Consider the following 15,040-nt stretch of genomic DNA (forward strand, 5'->3'; position numbering starts at 1 on the left):
ACGGTCAGGTCGGGTCGCAGTCGTCGGCCATCTCCTCGGTGCTGCCGGCGGTCGCGCCGGGATGGACCGCGTCCCGCACCCGCCGCAGGCCGTCCAGCAGGGCCGCCAGGGCCTCGGGTTCGAGCTGGCCGGTGAACCACTGCTCGATGATCCGCAGGTGCCCGGGCAGCGTCTCGTCGAGCCGCTGCATCCCGGACGCGGTCACCACCGCGTACGAGCTGCGGCGGTCGTTCGGGCATGCTCGACGGGTGAGCAGTCCGTCGCGCTCCATCCGGTCCACGACGCGGGTCACCCCGCTCGTGGAGAGTGAGGTCTGCGCGGCGAGGTCGGTCATCCGTAGTTGGTTGCCCGGCGAGCGGGCCAGTCGGGTGATCACCTCGAACTCGACCTGGGAGAGGCCGTGCTCCTCGAGTTGGGCGGCGAACCGGGCCGATAGCCCGGCGTGGGCCTCGTACAGGAGGCCAACCGCGGTGATCCGGGGGTCGTCGAACACGTTGGTCACTCGGTCATCCTATCAGTACTTGACACGGGGAATGTTGTTGAGGTTATATTTGCCCAAGCAGTCGTTGGATTACTAAACAATCCTCTGGAGGACACCAGCCATGACCAGCAGCATCGATGCGGTTACCCGCGACTGGGACGGTCTCACCATCCCGGCGGCCGGCACCTACGTGCTGGACACGGCGCACAAGCGGGTCGGCTTCGTCGCCCGGCACATGATGGTCAGCAAGGTCCGTGGTGAGTTCAACGAGGCGACCGCCACCATCACCGTCGCCGAGGACCCGCTGCAGTCGTCGGTCGTCGCGACCATCCAGGCCGCCAGCATCGACACCACCCAGGGCGACCGCGACGCGCACCTGCGCAGCCCCGAGTTCCTCGACGCGGAGAAGTTCCCGACCCTGGAGTTCCGCAGCACCGGCGTGAAGTCCCGCAGCGGCAACGAGTTCGTGCTCGACGGTGAGCTGACCGTCAAGGGCGTCACCCGCCCGGTCGAGCTGGAGGTCGAGTTCGAGGGCGTCGGTCGCAGCCCGTTCGGCCAGGACATCTTCGGCTTCTCCGCGAGCACCGAGATCGACCGCGAGGAGTTCGGCCTGACCTGGAACGTCGCCCTGGAGACCGGCGGCGTGCTGGTCGGCAAGAAGATCAAGATCGAGATCGAGGGCGAGGCCATCCGCCAGGCCTGATCCCCCGGATCACCCGTACGCCGGGCCCGCGCCGCACGTCGGCGCGGGCCCGGCGTCGTCGGTGCCGAGCGCGTGTGAATTGTCACGACTTGTTCTCACCCCGGCGTGATCCGGCGCGACGGTGACGGGGTAGAGATGGCGCCACGAGCGAATCCGCTCCGGCCGGCGTCGGAACACCGTCGTCGGCCTCTGGCCCCGGCCAGGCGGGCGCTCTTACCGTTGATGGTTCACAATGCGCTTCCGGGACGGCAGAATCCCGACCGCGCCGGTTGTCGGGAGGACACATGGGCAGGGACGTCTCGCAGGGCGCCTTCACCCGGGAGGACCGCGTCCGCTACCGGCAGAAGGTCCGGCGTTGCCTCGACGTCTTCGCCCTGATGCTCGACGACTTCGGGTTCGACGCCGACCGGCCGATGACCGGTCTCGAGATCGAGTTGAACCTGGTCGACTCGGCGGCCGAGCCGGCGATGCGCAACGAGGAGATTCTCGCCGAGATCGCCGATCCGCTGTTCCAGACCGAGCTGGGGCAGTTCAACCTGGAGTTGAACGCCGAGCCCCGGCTGATCGAGGGCGCCGGTTTCGCCGACTACGAACACGACCTGCGTAGCAGCCTCTCCCGGGCCGACGAGCGCGCCGCCAGGTCCGACGCGAAGATCGTCCTGGTCGGCATCCTGCCCACGCTCACCGAGGGGCACCTGGTCGAGGACAACCTCTCCACCAACGAGCGCTACCGGGTCCTCAACGACCAGATCGTCGGCGCCCGGGGTGAGGCCATCGAGCTCGACATCCGTGGCGTCGAGCAGTTGCGGACGCACACCGACTCGATCGCCCCCGAGGCGGCCTGCACGAGCCTGCAGTTCCACCTCCAGGTCGCGCCGGACAGCTTCGCCGACTACTGGAACGCGTCCCAGGCCATCGCCGGAGTCCAGGTGGCGGTCGGGGCGAACTCGCCCTTCCTCTACGGTCGTCAACTCTGGGCGGAGACCCGGATCGCGCTGTTCAAGCAGGCCACCGACACCCGTCCGGAAGAACTCAAGGCCCAGGGCGTACGCCCCCGGGTCTGGTTCGGCGAGCGGTGGATCACCTCGATCTTCGACCTGTTCGAGGAGAACGTCCGGTACTTCCCACCGCTGCTGCCGATCTGCGAGGACGAGGACCCGGTGGAGGTGCTGCACGCCGGTGGAGTGCCGCAACTGAGCGAGCTGCGGCTGCACAACGGCACGGTCTACCGCTGGAACCGCCCGGTCTACGACATCATGAACGGCCGTCCGCACCTACGGGTGGAGAACCGGGTGCTGCCCGCCGGCCCCACCGTGGTGGACATGCTGGCCAACGCGGCCTTCTACTTCGGGCTGGTCCGTGGCCTGGCCGAGGCCGACCGACCGATCTGGAGTCAGCTCACCTTCTCCTCGGCCGAGGAGAACTTTCACGCGGCGGCCCGCCGCGGCCTGGACGCCGTACTGCACTGGCCCCGGGCCGGTGACGTGCCGGTCACCAAGCTCGTCCTGGACCACCTGCTGCCCGTCGCCGCGACCGGGCTGGACGGCTTCGGCGTCGCGGCGGCGCAGCGGGACCGGCTGCTGGGCATCATCGAGCAGCGCTGCCGTACCGGCCGCAACGGCTCCGTCTGGCAGACCGAGGCGGTCTGGGCGGCGGAGCGCCACCACGGCATGGACCGCCCGGCAGCCCTGCACCACATGGTCAAGCGTTACGCGGAACTCCAACGCACCAACGAACCAGTCCACACCTGGCCCCTCAACTAACCCCCCACCCGGACCCCTCCCGCGCGGCCCCCGCACCCTGTCGATCATGAAGTTATCGCCAGCCGCCTCGGCGTGTTGCGGCAATAACTTCATGATCGACGCAGCGGTGGGTGGGGTGGGCGCGGTGGGTGGGTGGGGTTGGTTAGGTGGTGGGGCGGCGGGGTGGGCGGGCTCGGTGGGAGGTTGGAGCCTCGGTTGGCGACTCGGCATCCGGGTCGGGGCGTTGGGTCGGGACGCGGGGTGGGGTGGTGGGCGCGTCGACCGGGCTGGTCTCCGGGGGCGGCGGTGCCGCGGTGGTCCTGCCTCGCCGGGTTGCCGTGTCGGTCACCGCGCGGGCGCGACGTCCGGGTCGGGTGCCGTCCGCTGCACCTGTCGGCGTGCGGGTCGCGCCCGACGTCGGGTCGGACCCTTCGGGTCGGGTCGAATCGGCCGGAGCGGTCGACGCCGGGTCGGGTGAGCCGTCGCCCGGTGTCGACGCCGATCCGCGTTCCCCGGACGGGTCGCGCGACGCCGCGTCGGACCGGTCGGCCTGATCGCTCGACGTCAGCCGCCGTCGGGCCGGCGCACCCGCCGAGGCCGCGTCCGGGCCGGCCGAGGCCGCATCCGGGCCGGCCGAGGCCAGGTCCGGACCGGTGGCCGGCGGTCGGTCGGCGGCACGTCGGCGGCCGGCCCGCTCGGCGAGTCGGGCGACGAGAATCGAGCCGCCGACACCGGCGATCACCGCGTACGGGGCGATGAGCTGGGTCGAGAACTGTGCCGGGCCGGGTGCCGCCCACCGGGGCACGGTGGTCAGGTAGGCGAGCGCGACGAGCAACGGGCCGGCCGCGCCGGAGGCCGCCGCGCCCACCCGGTGTCCGCCCGGACGTACCGCGCCGCGGGCGGCGAGGGCGCCGATCAGAAGCGCGGGTACGAGCGCCAGCAGCGCGCCGGGCCAGTAGATCTGGCCGCCGATCCAGTACCGCGCGTGGTCCGGGTCGAGCTGCCAGGTGCCGAGTTGGGCACCGGTCAGGCCGCGCCCGACGCGTACCCCGTCGACGACCGAGACCACCGCGAGCAGCCACAGCCAGGCGGCCGTCGCGGTGATGTTCACCGCGACCGGGCGGGAGCGCAGCGCCCAGAGCGCGACGACGACGCCGATCAGGATGCCGAGCGCCGCGTGCAGGGCCGCGACCCGCTGCGGCGCGCCGGTGTCGGCGCCGGCGGCGACCCGGGCCGGTACGGCGACCAGCAGTACGGTGACCAGTCCACCGAGCCCGGCACCGAGCGCCAGGGACAGCCGGCGGAGCAGACCGGGGCGCTCGATCGGATCGACTGCCGGCCGGTCCGGCGTCGCCTCGGTGCCGCCCGGTTGGCCGGGCGTGAGCGCCGGTGACTGCGGCAGGTCAGCCTCGTCCGCCACGACGGCGGCCGTCGGGTCCCCGGTCGTCGACGCGGGTACGCCCCGCTGGTGCAGTCGCTGCGCGCAGACCGCACCCAGCACAGTGGAGCTGGCGGCCAGCCAGGTGGCCCACGCGAGCCCGTCGGCCCAGGCCGTGCCGTTGGCACCGGCCTCGGTGGGCGTCCAGGTGATGACGCCGAGCCCGTAGCCGAAGCCCAGTTGCGCGGCGCCTGCGCCGGCAGCGACCCCGACCGCCGTCGCGATCGATACTCCCCAGCCCCGTCTGGCCATGCCGGGCAGCGTAACGTCCCGTCGTCGGTGCGGCGAGTCGCAGTGACCCGCCGGTACGGACCGTCGGCACAACGTGATGGGCGGCGAACGGTACGGTCGCCGGTGATGAGGCGGTGGACGGTATGACGGACGCGAACACGGGTCGGCAGGATTCCTCCGGCGGCCGGGACGGCGGCGGTGGGAACCGGGCCGGTGTGCTGCTCGGTGGCGGACTGGTCGCGGTGCTCCTCGCCGTGGTCGGCGCGACCGGCGGTTGGCTGCTGGCCGGCGACGACGACGAATCTCCGGCGACCCCGCAGGCGGTCGCCACCACGGCGGGTACGCCGACCGGGGAGGCCACCTCCGCTCGGCCGAGCACCGGCCGGACCACCCCGTCCGCTCCCCGGACGAGCGCCTCCGCGACGAAGGGGGCCGGGCTGACCGTACCCCCGGTGGTCGGCACCGACTTCGAGCAGGCGCGCGAGATGCTGCGCAAACAGCGGCTGGGTTGGCGTCTGGTCTTCGGCACCGGCATCGGACGCACGGTGGAGAGCTCGTCCCCGCCCGTGGGCGCGCCGGTGGCCCGGGGCACCACGGTTCAGCTCCAGATCGCCGGGCCGCCGCCGGCCGCCGAGGTGCCGGACGTGATCGGCGACGACTGCGCCAAGGCGGCGGACGAGCTGGTGGAGGAGGGGCTCTACCCGCGGTACCAGAGCGGGCGCAGCGGAAAGGTCACTCAGCAGAACCCGACCGAGGACGGCCCTGCCCGCTGGAACGACGAGGTCAGCATCTGGTGCGGAGCGGCGGCCCCACCCAGCCAGCCGACCACCAAGCCCTCCACCTGACCCGGCCTGACCCGGCCTGCCCGACCACGGATGACGCGCGGTGGGGCGGCGCAGCCGTGCCGCCCTCGACCCGCCGGCGGCGCGCGGTGCGTGCCACCGATACCGGCCGATGTCGACCTGGGCGGTTAGGTTGACGTCGAGGGCCAGGGCGCCCGCCCGGTTCGGGAAAGGACGTGCGATGAGCGACGACCGCCAGGAGCCGCCCGCCGGAACACCCGACGACGACCGGACGCGCCCACTGCCACCGGCCGGCGGCGACCGCCCACAGCCCGCGCACCCCACCGCCGCGTCGGACGAGACGATGCCGATCGACCGGGCGGCATCGGGTGGTGCTGCCGCGTCGGACGAGACGATGCCGATCGACCGGGCCGCGTCCGCGTCTCCGGCCGACCGGACGGCCCCGATGCCGGCGGCGCGGGCGACGCCACCGTCGTGGTCGGGGCGGGCCGAGGTACGGGCACCTCGACCGGCCGAACCGTCAGCGGACTGGTACATGGAGGAGCAGGGCGGCCGGCGGTGGTGGCTGCCGATCCTCTGGGGCGTACTCGCGTTGGTGTTCGCCGCCCTGCTCGGCGCGGCCCTGTGGGTGGTGCTGAGCGCCCGGGAGGACGACCCCGACAACCCGGCCACGCCATCCGTCCCGCCGACCAGCGTCACCGCGGCGCCGAGCAGCAGCGCGCCCACGTCGGCGGCGCCCACCAGCGCGACGCCGAGCAGCCCGGCGGCCACCACCGAGGGGGCGCAGATACCGGTGCCGCCGCTGACCGGTCTCTCCCAGTCGACCGCCGAAGGGCTGCTGGACCGTCTGGGCCTGAGCTACCGGGTGGTGTACCGGCCGTCGGAGCTGCCACCGGGCACGGTGGTGCGGACCGATCCGGAGGCCGGCACCCTGGTGCCGACCGACCAGGAGGTGCTGGTGGTGATCTCCCAGGCCCGGCCGTCGCCGGGCGGCAGTTCGGCCGGCGTGAGCCCGACGGTGACGGCCACACCGTGACCGGTGCTCACCACATCCGGCGGCGGGTGCCGACGAGGCCGAGGCCGGCGAGCGAGATGGTGAGGCCGAAGATGCCGGACCAGAAGAGCGACCGGCGTACGTCGATCGCGTCGTGCCCGGTCGACGTCGTCCCGGCGAGTTCCTGGCGGCCGTCGGCCGGACCGCCCGCACCGGAACCGGTGGCTGGGCCGGTCGTGTCGGCGTACCCGTCGGGGGTGTCGGCACCGATCCAGCCGTACTCGTCCACGGGTGGGTCGGTGCCGGCCACGGTGATCTCCGGCGCCGGTACCGGAACGGCCAGCCGGGTGGACGACGACGCCGGATCGCGGACCAGGACCACGACGGTGGTCAGGGCCCCGAGAAGGGCGAGCAGTCCGAGAGCGTAGGTGATACTCCAGCGGTGGTGCCGCCGCACGGCGGGCTGATTGACCATGACCATCCCAGGCTCAGGGTCCTGGACGTGCGGGTGGAACGGTGCCGGGGTGGGCGTACCGATTCTATGGCGACGGCACGCCTACCCGCGGCGGATCGCGCTGGTCAGCCGACTCTGACCGGCGTACGGGCAACCGGTCGCCGGGTCCGTACGGTGTGCGGGCGGGGCACGGGCGCGGCCTGCACCTGTTGCAGCCCTTCCCGCTGTACGAAGATCGACCGGCGGTTGACGGCGTCGCCGGCGGCGTTGAGCTCGTAGCCGTCGAGCCAGAGCCAACCGTCGTAGGTCGGCCAGTCGAGCACCCGGATCACCCGGAACATGATCGGCCTGAGGAACTGGACACTCGCCGCGCGAGTCACGTGCAGAACGTCACCGGAGCGGGGAAGCACATGGGCTCCTGGGGAGGGTAAGCCGGCGACGTGCCGGCGGGTGACTGGTCTGGGATGTCTCGGCCCGGTTGCGGGATCGCGCCTCGTGGACCGTCTGGTGCTGGTGGTGGTCGGGCCGTACCCGCTGGTGGCGTGCCGCCACCCGACCATCACCTGACTGCTGCCGGGAACCGCGCCCACCGCCGCAGTCAGCTGGCTTGCAGCGGTGAGGTCATTACCCCGGCGCAGGTCCGGGTGTCGCCGGCCGGGCCCGCGTCCTGTCCGGCGGCCCGGGGTCGGTGGGTTCACCACTCCCGGAGAGCGGACCGGAACGCTGAGTGATCCGTGCCATACGGACAGAGTGCATCAGCGACGTGCTTCATGCAAGTTGCACGTCGACTTTTGCCGATACGTGAGTTCGCCACGCAAAGCGGCGCTTGAAGCCATCCGCGTACGGACGGCACACTGAGGGCCGGTTTCGCCCGTCGCGGCCGGCCGATGACCGGCACCACCCCTCGTCGCGAACGCCAGCCGGCCGACGGTCGCGCCCCCGGCAGGCGACAACCAGTGGCGCGGCGACCGGAGGTAGCCCGAGAGTGGGGTCGAGCAACCAGCGGCAAGGACCAGAAGTGCCGAGGCCGCGCGATGAGTGAACGGCGCAGCCCGACGATCCGACGGCGACGACTCGGCGCCGAGCTGCGCCGGCAGCGGGAGTCGGCGGGGATCACCATAGAGGTGGTGGCCGAGCAGTTGGAGTGCTCGGCGTCCAAGGTCTCCCGGATCGAGACGGGGCACACCACGGCCACCCCGCGCGACGTGCGGGACATGCTGCGGATCTACGGCGTCGTGGGTGCCGAGAGCGACGAACTCGTGCAGATCGCCCGGGAGGCGCGGCAGAAGGGCTGGTGGCACCCGTACAGCACGGTGCTGGTCGGGGCGTACGTCGGCCTGGAGGCGGCAGCCAGCTCCATCCGGGCGTACGAACAGCAGGTCGTCCCCGGACTGTTGGAGACCGAGGAGTACGCCGGGGCGATGATCCGCGCCGCCCGTCCGGACTTCACCGCCGATCAGGTACATCAAAGGGTGCGTGTCCGTCTGGGCCGTCAGTCGTTGTTGACCCAGGACGATCCGGTCGATCTGTGGGTGGTGCTCGATGAGGCGGTGGTAAGTCGGCCGGTGGGCGGGGACGAGGTGATGCGCGGCCAACTCAGGCGGTTGGTCGAGGTGGCCGAGTTGCCGAACGTGACGCTCCAGATCCTCCCGTTCGAGGTGGGTGCGCACGCCGGCATGGACGGCACCTTCACGATCCTCAGCTTCCCTGAGCCCGGTGATCCGGATGTTGTGTACGCGGAGAACGCCACGGGTGGGCTTTTCCTCGAGAAGAGCGACGAACTGCAGAAGTACAGCTTCATCTTCGATCACATCCGCGCTGCGGCCATTCGTCCGGAGGAGTCCGTCGCACACATCGCAAAACTGGCAGAGGAGCCGAAATGGCGACCAAGAGGTTCCCCGTGGACCTGACGCAGGCGACGTGGTTCAAGAGCTCGAAGAGCGGGCCGAACTGTGACAACTGCGTGGAGGTGGCGTACGTGACCGGCGCGGTCGGCGTCCGGGATTCGAAGGACAAGGCCGGTCCAGCCCTGGTCTTCGCGCCCGGCGACTGGCGTGCCTTCGTTGCCGGAGCCAGGGGTGGTGTGTTGGGCTCGGTCTGACCGAGTGGTCGACGAACGTCCCCGTCCGGTCCTCGACCGGGCGGGGACGTTCCGTGTCCGCGCTCCGGCGACCTGTCGCCGCGAGGTTCCGCCGGGATTCCCGTCGCCACAGTCGGCCCGCGTCGTTGAACCCGTCGGGACGGCCTGGTCGACGACCCGCCGCACCGATCCGCAACCGAGCGAGACAGGCGAGACGGATGACGACGATCGGTTCAGAGAACCTCACCAACGGTCCGGCCAAGCCGGAGCGCTTCGGTGGCAAGTACCGCGGGGCGCGTCGGGACACCGTACTGACCGAGGTGGTCTCGACCGACCAGAAGTTGGACGGGCGGGAGGTGTCGGACCCGGAGCCGATGGATCCGCCGCTCTCGTTGCCGTCACTGGACCCCAACCCGCTGGTCGAGCCGTCGTTCCCGCCGGACGGCTGGCCGATGGAGCCCGCCGGTTCGTTGGCCGATCACCCACTGCTGCGTGGCCTGCTGATGGAGTTGCCGCCGAAGGGCAGCGTGCCGCCGCCCGGCTGGCTGGACCGCTGGTTCGAGGCGACCCGGGCGATCCTGGAACTCCTATACGTGCAGGGGGCCAGCCGCTCGCGCTGACCGCGCGCTGACGGGCTGCGTCCGCTCGACGAGCCGGCTGTGCCGCAGCGCGTGCCGGACGCCGATGACCGCCACCGCGAGTGCGCCGACGGTGATCGCCGGGCCGGTGACCCCGGGCTCGGCACCGAGGTCCGTACCGGCCGCCGCGATCAGAGCCGGCAGTGTCGCCAGGCCGGTGACCTGCAACGGCACGCCCACGAGCGGGTGTGCCGCAGCGGCCCGCAGGCCGTGCGGTGCGGGTGTGCCGGGTGCGGTGTCGAACGCCCCGGCCCCGGCCCGCAGCCGGCGGATCCGGCGTATCGAGCAGACGGCCACCACGAGCGCCGGGCCGGTGGCGAGGGTGAGTCCGGCGGCCGCACGGTCGATCGGCGCGGTGCCGGCGCTCGTCAGGCCGCCGATGGACACCGCCGCGATCAGCGCGACGCCGGCCAGCGAGAGCGCCAGCAACCATCCGGTACGCCGACGAAGCGCACGCGCCTCGCGCAGCCGGGGCAGTCGGTCGGCCAGGACCCCGGCGGCCAGCCAGACGGCGGCGACCGGCAACAGGATGGTGAGCTGACTCTCCATGTCGGAGAGTCTTTCCCGTTCTTCGATCCGGCGAATCCGGGTCGGACCCCCGCTGGCCCCGGAAGCCCGGCCCGTAGGGGGCATCCCATCCGGGTGATGGACGTTTCGACATGTTTATCTGTCGAACTCGCCGACCTACTCTCAGCTGAATCGGCAAGCGTCGATCAGTCGTACCGGTGGTCGCGCTTCGCCGCCGGTCGGAGGGAGGTAGGGAATGGGTCTTCCACGCAGGTCCGCACTGGTCGGGGTGGCCACCGCGACCGTGCTGGCCGTCGGTGCCCCGGCTCTGGCCGCCGAGCCCGTGGGCGTCGTACGGGAGGCTGGCGGGGCCACCGCCGTGCCGGACAGCTACATCGTCGTCCTCAAGGACAGCACCGTGGCGCCCAACCGGGTCGGTGACACCGCCCAGAGGCTGACCGGCCGGCACGGCGGGAAGGTCGCCCGCACCTACGGCACGGCGCTGCGCGGCTTCGAGGTAACCGTCAGCGCGGCAGCGGCGGCACGGATCGCCGCCGACCCGGCCGTCGCGTACGTCGAGCAGAACCACACCGTGTCCATCTCCGGAACGCAGGCCAACCCGCCGTCCTGGGGCCTCGACCGCATCGACCAGCGAAACCTGCCGCTGGACAACTCCTACACGTACCCGAACACGGCGAGCAACGTGCACGCCTACATCATCGACACCGGCATCCGCTTCTCCCACAACGACTTCGGCGGCCGGGCCACCTCCGGCTACGACGCCGTGGACGGCGGCTCGGCCGACGACTGCAACGGGCACGGCACGCACGTCGCCGGCACCGTCGGCGGGTCGTCGTACGGGGTCGCGAAGGGCGTGCAGCTCGTCGGCGTACGGGTGCTGAACTGCTCCGGCAGCGGCACCAACGCCGGTGTGATCGCCGGTGTCGACTGGGTCACCCAGAACGCGATCAAGCCGGCGGTGGCGAACATGAGCCTCGGGGGTAGCGCCAACAGCTCCCTCGACACGGCCATCAGCAACTCGATCAACTCCGGCGTCACGTACGCGGTCGCGGCCGGCAACGGCAACACCCTCGGCGTCCGGCAGAACGCCTGCAACTACTCCCCGGCGCGGGTGGCCTCCGCGATCACCGTGGGTGCGACGCAGAACAACGACGCGGCCGCGAGCTTCTCCAACTTCGGCACCTGCGTCGACATCCTGGCACCGGGCGTCAACATCACCTCGGCCTGGTACAACAGCAACACCGCGACCAACACGATCAGCGGCACCTCGATGGCCTCGCCGCACGTCGCCGGCGCGGCGGCGCTGGCGCTGTCAACGAACCCGTCCTGGACCCCCCAGCAGGTGCGGGACAACCTGGTCAGCAACTCCACCCCGAACGTGGTGACAAACGTCGGCACCGGCACCCCGAACCAGTTGCTCTACGTGGGCAGCGGCGGCACCACCCCGCCGCCCACCGGCTGCACCGGCACCAACGGCGCCGCCCTGACGATCCCGGACGCCGGCGCGGCGGTGACCAGTTCGATCAGCATCTCCGGCTGTGGCCGCAACGCCTCGTCGGCCTCCACCGTCGCGGTGAACATCGTGCACACCTACCGCGGTGACCTGGTGATCGACCTGCTCGCCCCGGACGGCAGCTCGTACCGGCTGAAGAACAGCAGCAGCTCGGACAGCGCCGACAACGTGAACACCACGTACTCGGTGAACCTGTCCGGCGAGGCGGCGGACGGCACCTGGCGGCTCCAGGTGCGCGACGTCTACTCGGCGGACACCGGCTACATCAGCAGTTGGACCCTGACCGTCTGACCTGTTCCCCAGGGACGAGGCCCCATCCGGACGATCCCGGTGGGGCCTCGTGTCGTACCCGAGCGTTTTCGGTCAGACCGCGAAGGTGGCCGGCCGCTCGGTGGCCGGGGCCGGCGGGCGGGCCTTCCACAGGCCGGTCTTCTGTCCGGCGAGCCGGGCCAGGTACGCCGGGTTGAGGATCACGTACCGACGCCACAGCCGCTTCGGCTCCAGCCCGAGCCGCCAGAACCACTCCAGGCCGGCGCGCTGCATCCACGGCGGCGGCTGGCGCAGCAGCCCGGCGTGGTAGTCGAACGCGGCGCCGACCGCCATCATCGGCATGTCCAGCAGTGGGCGCATGGCGTACGTGAAGACCTCCTGGCGCGGGCAGCCGAGCCCGACCAGGACGAGCCGGGCGCCGCTGGACCGGATCCGGTCGGCGATTTCGGCGTCCTCGCCCGGCTGGACCGCGCGGAACTTCGACGGCTCCACCCCGGCGATCTTCAGGGCCGGGAACATCCGCTCCAACGCCGGGATCAGCTTGGCGAGAGTCTCCTCGGTCGAGCCGTACAGGTAGACGGGCAACCCCTCGTCGGCGAAGCGGGAGAGCACGTGCAGGGTCAGCGTCGGCCCGTAGACCCGGTCGGTGAGCCCGGCGTGGTGCAGCAGGTTGAGCGCCCAGCGCACCGGCTGCCCGTCCGGGGTGACCACGTCGAAGGAGTTCAGCCGGGCGTTGTGCGCCGGATCGAGCACCCCGGTCATCACGCCGTGCACGGCCAGCGCGGTGAGCGCGAGCGGCCGTCGCTCGTGCGCCGCGGTCACCACCGCGTCGGTCGCCGAGGCGTAGTCGGTGGCGTCGACGAGGACGCCGAGCACGTTGCGCTTGGTCTGCGGAGTCATGGCTGCGGCACCCACTTGTCCACGTTCGCCTCGTAGATCTCCCGCAGGATCATCGGCACGTCGTATGTGATCTTCCAGTCCGGGTACTGCGCCTCGAACCGGGCCATGCTGCTCACGTACCACTGGTGGTCGCCGGTGCGGGCCTGCTCGACGTAGTTGATCTGCGCCTCGCGGCCGGTGATCTCCTGCGCGATCGCGAACGCCTCGATGTGGGAGGTGTTGGAGTGCCGGCCGCCGCCGAGGTTGTAGACCTCGGCCGAGCGCGGTGCCCGGAAGAACGCCTCGAACGCGGTCAGCACGTCGTGCGAGTGGATCGCGTCGCGGACCATCTTGCCCTTGTAGCCGAACAGGTTGTACGTCCGGCCCTCCATCACGCAGCGCATCAGGTACGCCAGGAACCCGTGCAACTCGGCGGCCGAGTGGGCCGGGCCGGTCAGCGTCCCGCCCCGGAAACACGCGGTCTTCATGTCGAAGTAGCGGCCGTACTCCTGCACCATCACGTCCGCGGCCACCTTGGAGGCGCCGAAGACCGAGTGCAGCGAGTGGTCGATCGACATCTCCTCGGTGATGCCCTCGTACCAGCGGTGGTCCTCGGGCAGCTCGTACCGGGTCTCCAGCTCGACCAGCGGCAGGCTGTTGGGCCGGTCGCCGTAGACCTTGTTGGTCGAGCAGTGGATGAACGCCGCGTCGATCGCGTGCTGGCGGGTGTTCTCCAGCATGTTGAGCGTGCCGCCGGCGTTCACGTCGAAGTCCGTGTACGGCTCCTTGGCCGCCCAGTCGTGGCTGGGCTGCGCGGCGCTGTGGATCACCACGGCGATGTCCGAGCCGTACTTCTTGAACACCTGCTCCAGGCCATCCCGGTCCCGGATGTCCACCGGGTAGTGGGTGTAGGAGTTACCGAGGTCACGGCCGAGCCGTTCCTGGCTCCACGAGGTGGAGCCGTCCTCGCCGAAGAAGTACCGGCGCATGTCGTTGTCGATGCCGACGACGTCCAGACCGAGGCCGGCGAAGTGCCGGACCGCCTCGGAGCCGATCAGACCGCCCGACCCGGTCACCAACGCGACACTCACACGCCACTCCTGGTCCATCGGAGGCAGAAACCATCGGAGCATAGCGTGACGCCCGGCACGCCCCGATATGACGGAAGGGCCCCGCATCAAGCGGAGCCCTCGCCTTTTGGTGGGGATGGGGGGAGTTGAACCCCCACGCCCTTTCGGGCACACGGACCTGAACCGTGCGCGTCTGCCATTCCGCCACATCCCCGTGGCACGACCCGGGACACTGTAGCCGCCCCGAACCCGCTGTCTCCAACAGGCCCCGGGAATACTACGCTGTCCCAGACGCTCGCCACGAGCGGTTACCGTTCGTGGCGGACGAAAGATTAGCACGGCGGTCCCGGTCCTTCCGAACGGGCCGGGAGCAGGCGGCCGAGCGGCGTGTGAGCTGCGCGCGCGCCGGCCGGATACCATCATGTCCTCGGGACCCGAGGAGGAGCCGGTGAGCGTGCTGCAACGCTTCGAGAAGCGTCTGGAAGGCCTGGTCGAAGGGGCCTTCGCCAAGGTCTTCAAAGGGGTGGTCCACCCCGTGGAGATCCTCAACGCCATGCAGCGGGAGGCCGAGGCGCACAAGGCGATCCTGGCCGGTGGGCGCACGTTGGTGCCCAACCGCTACGTGATCGATCTCTCGCCGTTCGACCACAGTCGTCTGGCGCCGTACGCCGCCGCGCTGGCCCAGGAGCTGGCCCAGTCGCAGGCGGAGTTCATCGGCGAGCAGGCCTGGACGGTCTACGGCGATGTGATCGTGGAGATCGAGCGGGGCGAGGGCCTGGACACGGGGATGTTCCGCGTCACGGCCGAGGTCTACACCGGTGGCGAGGTCGCCCCGGTGTCGGCGCCCGGCTACGACGCCGGTCCGCCCGCCTACCCCGCGTACGACCAGGGTGGCGGCTACGGCCCGCCGCCCGGGCACGGTGGCGGTCGCAACGTGCGGCTGGTGTCCGGCGACGGACGCACCTACCCGCTCCAGATGGGGTCGACGGTGATCGGTCGCGGCGACCAGGCGAACCTGCGCCTGCCCGACGTCGGCATCTCCCGGCGACACGCCCGACTGGATTTCGACGGCGGCCAGGTTGTGCTGACCGATCTGGGTTCCACCAACGGCACCATGGTCAACGGGCAGCGGGTCTCCGCCGTCGCGCTGAACCCCGGTGACATGGTCCAGCTCGGCACCACGACGCTGACCTTCCGCGTGGACGGCTGAGCCGCC

The 15,040-nt window shown here is 71.2% G+C and carries 16 protein-coding genes and 1 tRNA gene; 9 read left to right on the forward strand and 8 right to left on the reverse strand.

What is annotated here, in order from left to right; all coding sequences use genetic code 11:
* Positions 1-4: 4 nt before the first annotated feature.
* Positions 5-502, reverse strand: coding sequence for a MarR family winged helix-turn-helix transcriptional regulator (locus ACN263_RS30225; RefSeq protein WP_422737594.1), 498 nt, complete (start codon positions 500-502; stop codon positions 5-7).
* A 100-nt stretch (positions 503-602) separates the two neighbouring features.
* On the opposite strand from ACN263_RS30225, the gene ACN263_RS30230 reads away from it, so the two are divergent.
* Both ACN263_RS30230 and ACN263_RS30235 read left to right on the forward strand, forming a co-directional pair.
* Positions 603-1,184: a YceI family protein gene (locus ACN263_RS30230; RefSeq protein ID WP_422737595.1), complete on the forward strand. Its 582-nt coding sequence runs from the start codon at positions 603-605 to the stop codon at positions 1,182-1,184.
* A gap of 284 nt (positions 1,185-1,468) precedes the next feature.
* A complete protein-coding gene (locus ACN263_RS30235) occupies positions 1,469-2,947 on the forward strand; it encodes a glutamate--cysteine ligase (RefSeq protein ID WP_422737596.1) in 1,479 nt (492 codons plus the stop codon).
* A gap of 142 nt (positions 2,948-3,089) precedes the next feature.
* Here the strand turns inward: ACN263_RS30235 and ACN263_RS30240 are convergent, their stop codons facing one another.
* A complete protein-coding gene (locus tag ACN263_RS30240; protein WP_422737597.1) occupies positions 3,090-4,616 on the reverse strand; it encodes a hypothetical protein in 1,527 nt (508 codons plus the stop codon).
* A gap of 122 nt (positions 4,617-4,738) precedes the next feature.
* Between ACN263_RS30240 and ACN263_RS30245 the strand changes: the two genes are divergently transcribed.
* A complete protein-coding gene (locus tag ACN263_RS30245) occupies positions 4,739-5,440 on the forward strand; it encodes a PASTA domain-containing protein (RefSeq protein WP_422737598.1) in 702 nt (233 codons plus the stop codon).
* A gap of 178 nt (positions 5,441-5,618) precedes the next feature.
* Positions 5,619-6,434: a PASTA domain-containing protein gene (locus ACN263_RS30250; RefSeq protein ID WP_422737599.1), complete on the forward strand. Its 816-nt coding sequence runs from the start codon at positions 5,619-5,621 to the stop codon at positions 6,432-6,434.
* A 7-nt stretch (positions 6,435-6,441) separates the two neighbouring features.
* Here ACN263_RS30250 and ACN263_RS30255 read toward each other — a convergent pair whose 3' ends face one another.
* The gene (locus ACN263_RS30255) at positions 6,442-6,873 is read right to left on the reverse strand and encodes a hypothetical protein (protein WP_422737600.1); all 432 of its coding nucleotides are present in this window, start codon (positions 6,871-6,873) and stop codon (positions 6,442-6,444) included.
* A 98-nt stretch (positions 6,874-6,971) separates the two neighbouring features.
* A complete protein-coding gene (locus tag ACN263_RS30260) occupies positions 6,972-7,256 on the reverse strand; it encodes a hypothetical protein (protein WP_355242798.1) in 285 nt (94 codons plus the stop codon).
* A 624-nt stretch (positions 7,257-7,880) separates the two neighbouring features.
* On the opposite strand from ACN263_RS30260, the gene ACN263_RS30265 reads away from it, so the two are divergent.
* From ACN263_RS30265 to ACN263_RS30275, 3 genes are all read left to right on the forward strand, one after another.
* The gene (locus ACN263_RS30265) at positions 7,881-8,756 is read left to right on the forward strand and encodes a helix-turn-helix domain-containing protein (protein ID WP_234584497.1); all 876 of its coding nucleotides are present in this window, start codon (positions 7,881-7,883) and stop codon (positions 8,754-8,756) included.
* Positions 8,726-8,947, forward strand: a complete 222-nt coding sequence (locus tag ACN263_RS30270) for a DUF397 domain-containing protein (RefSeq protein WP_422737601.1) — start codon at positions 8,726-8,728, stop codon at positions 8,945-8,947. The genes ACN263_RS30265 and ACN263_RS30270 overlap by 31 nt, the downstream gene beginning before the upstream one ends.
* Before the next feature lie 197 nt (positions 8,948-9,144).
* Positions 9,145-9,546, forward strand: coding sequence for a hypothetical protein (locus tag ACN263_RS30275; RefSeq protein ID WP_422737602.1), 402 nt, complete (start codon positions 9,145-9,147; stop codon positions 9,544-9,546).
* On the opposite strand, the gene ACN263_RS30280 is transcribed toward ACN263_RS30275, so the two are convergent.
* A complete protein-coding gene (locus ACN263_RS30280) occupies positions 9,514-10,113 on the reverse strand; it encodes a hypothetical protein (protein WP_422737603.1) in 600 nt (199 codons plus the stop codon). The two genes, ACN263_RS30275 and ACN263_RS30280, sit on opposite strands and share 33 nt — an antisense overlap.
* Positions 10,114-10,327: 214 nt before the next feature.
* Between ACN263_RS30280 and ACN263_RS30285 the strand changes: the two genes are divergently transcribed.
* Entirely contained in the window at positions 10,328-11,896 is a 1,569-nt protein-coding gene (locus ACN263_RS30285) for a S8 family peptidase (protein ID WP_422737604.1), read from the forward strand.
* A gap of 72 nt (positions 11,897-11,968) precedes the next feature.
* Here ACN263_RS30285 and ACN263_RS30290 read toward each other — a convergent pair whose 3' ends face one another.
* The 3 genes from ACN263_RS30290 to ACN263_RS30300 all read right to left on the reverse strand — a co-directional run bounded on the left by ACN263_RS30290 (position 11,969) and on the right by ACN263_RS30300 (position 14,038).
* On the reverse strand, positions 11,969-12,775 hold the full coding sequence (locus tag ACN263_RS30290) for a WecB/TagA/CpsF family glycosyltransferase (RefSeq protein WP_422737605.1): 807 nt from the start codon (positions 12,773-12,775) through the stop codon (positions 11,969-11,971).
* A complete protein-coding gene (locus ACN263_RS30295) occupies positions 12,772-13,887 on the reverse strand; it encodes an NAD-dependent epimerase/dehydratase family protein (protein WP_422737606.1) in 1,116 nt (371 codons plus the stop codon). Before ACN263_RS30295 ends, ACN263_RS30290 begins: the two co-directional genes overlap by 4 nt.
* A gap of 65 nt (positions 13,888-13,952) precedes the next feature.
* Positions 13,953-14,038, reverse strand: a tRNA-Leu gene (locus tag ACN263_RS30300).
* Positions 14,039-14,245: 207 nt separating this feature from the next.
* Between ACN263_RS30300 and ACN263_RS30305 the strand changes: the two genes are divergently transcribed.
* A complete protein-coding gene (locus ACN263_RS30305) occupies positions 14,246-15,034 on the forward strand; it encodes an FhaA domain-containing protein (RefSeq protein WP_007454122.1) in 789 nt (262 codons plus the stop codon).
* Positions 15,035-15,040: the final 6 nt, after the last annotated feature.

The organism is Micromonospora sp. WMMD729, assembly GCF_049315225.1.
Taxonomy (GTDB): Bacteria; Actinomycetota; Actinomycetes; order Mycobacteriales; family Micromonosporaceae; genus Micromonospora.

Bases quoted from the DNA above. Each gene is read 5' to 3' on its own strand.
- ACN263_RS30230 (WP_422737595.1), top strand. From the start codon at position 603: ATGACCAGCAGCATCGATGCGGTTACCCGCGACTGGGACGGTCTCACC.
- ACN263_RS30235 (WP_422737596.1), top strand. From the start codon at position 1,469: ATGGGCAGGGACGTCTCGCAGGGCGCCTTCACCCGGGAGGACCGCGTC.
- ACN263_RS30240 (WP_422737597.1), bottom strand. From the start codon at position 4,616: ATGGCCAGACGGGGCTGGGGAGTATCGATCGCGACGGCGGTCGGGGTC.
- ACN263_RS30245 (WP_422737598.1), top strand. From the start codon at position 4,739: ATGACGGACGCGAACACGGGTCGGCAGGATTCCTCCGGCGGCCGGGAC.
- ACN263_RS30250 (WP_422737599.1), top strand. From the start codon at position 5,619: ATGAGCGACGACCGCCAGGAGCCGCCCGCCGGAACACCCGACGACGAC.
- ACN263_RS30255 (WP_422737600.1), bottom strand. From the start codon at position 6,873: ATGGTCATGGTCAATCAGCCCGCCGTGCGGCGGCACCACCGCTGGAGT.
- ACN263_RS30265 (WP_234584497.1), top strand. From the start codon at position 7,881: ATGAGTGAACGGCGCAGCCCGACGATCCGACGGCGACGACTCGGCGCC.
- ACN263_RS30270 (WP_422737601.1), top strand. From the start codon at position 8,726: ATGGCGACCAAGAGGTTCCCCGTGGACCTGACGCAGGCGACGTGGTTC.
- ACN263_RS30275 (WP_422737602.1), top strand. From the start codon at position 9,145: ATGACGACGATCGGTTCAGAGAACCTCACCAACGGTCCGGCCAAGCCG.
- ACN263_RS30280 (WP_422737603.1), bottom strand. From the start codon at position 10,113: ATGGAGAGTCAGCTCACCATCCTGTTGCCGGTCGCCGCCGTCTGGCTG.
- ACN263_RS30285 (WP_422737604.1), top strand. From the start codon at position 10,328: ATGGGTCTTCCACGCAGGTCCGCACTGGTCGGGGTGGCCACCGCGACC.
- ACN263_RS30290 (WP_422737605.1), bottom strand. From the start codon at position 12,775: ATGACTCCGCAGACCAAGCGCAACGTGCTCGGCGTCCTCGTCGACGCC.
- ACN263_RS30295 (WP_422737606.1), bottom strand. From the start codon at position 13,887: ATGCTCCGATGGTTTCTGCCTCCGATGGACCAGGAGTGGCGTGTGAGT.
- ACN263_RS30305 (WP_007454122.1), top strand. From the start codon at position 14,246: ATGTCCTCGGGACCCGAGGAGGAGCCGGTGAGCGTGCTGCAACGCTTC.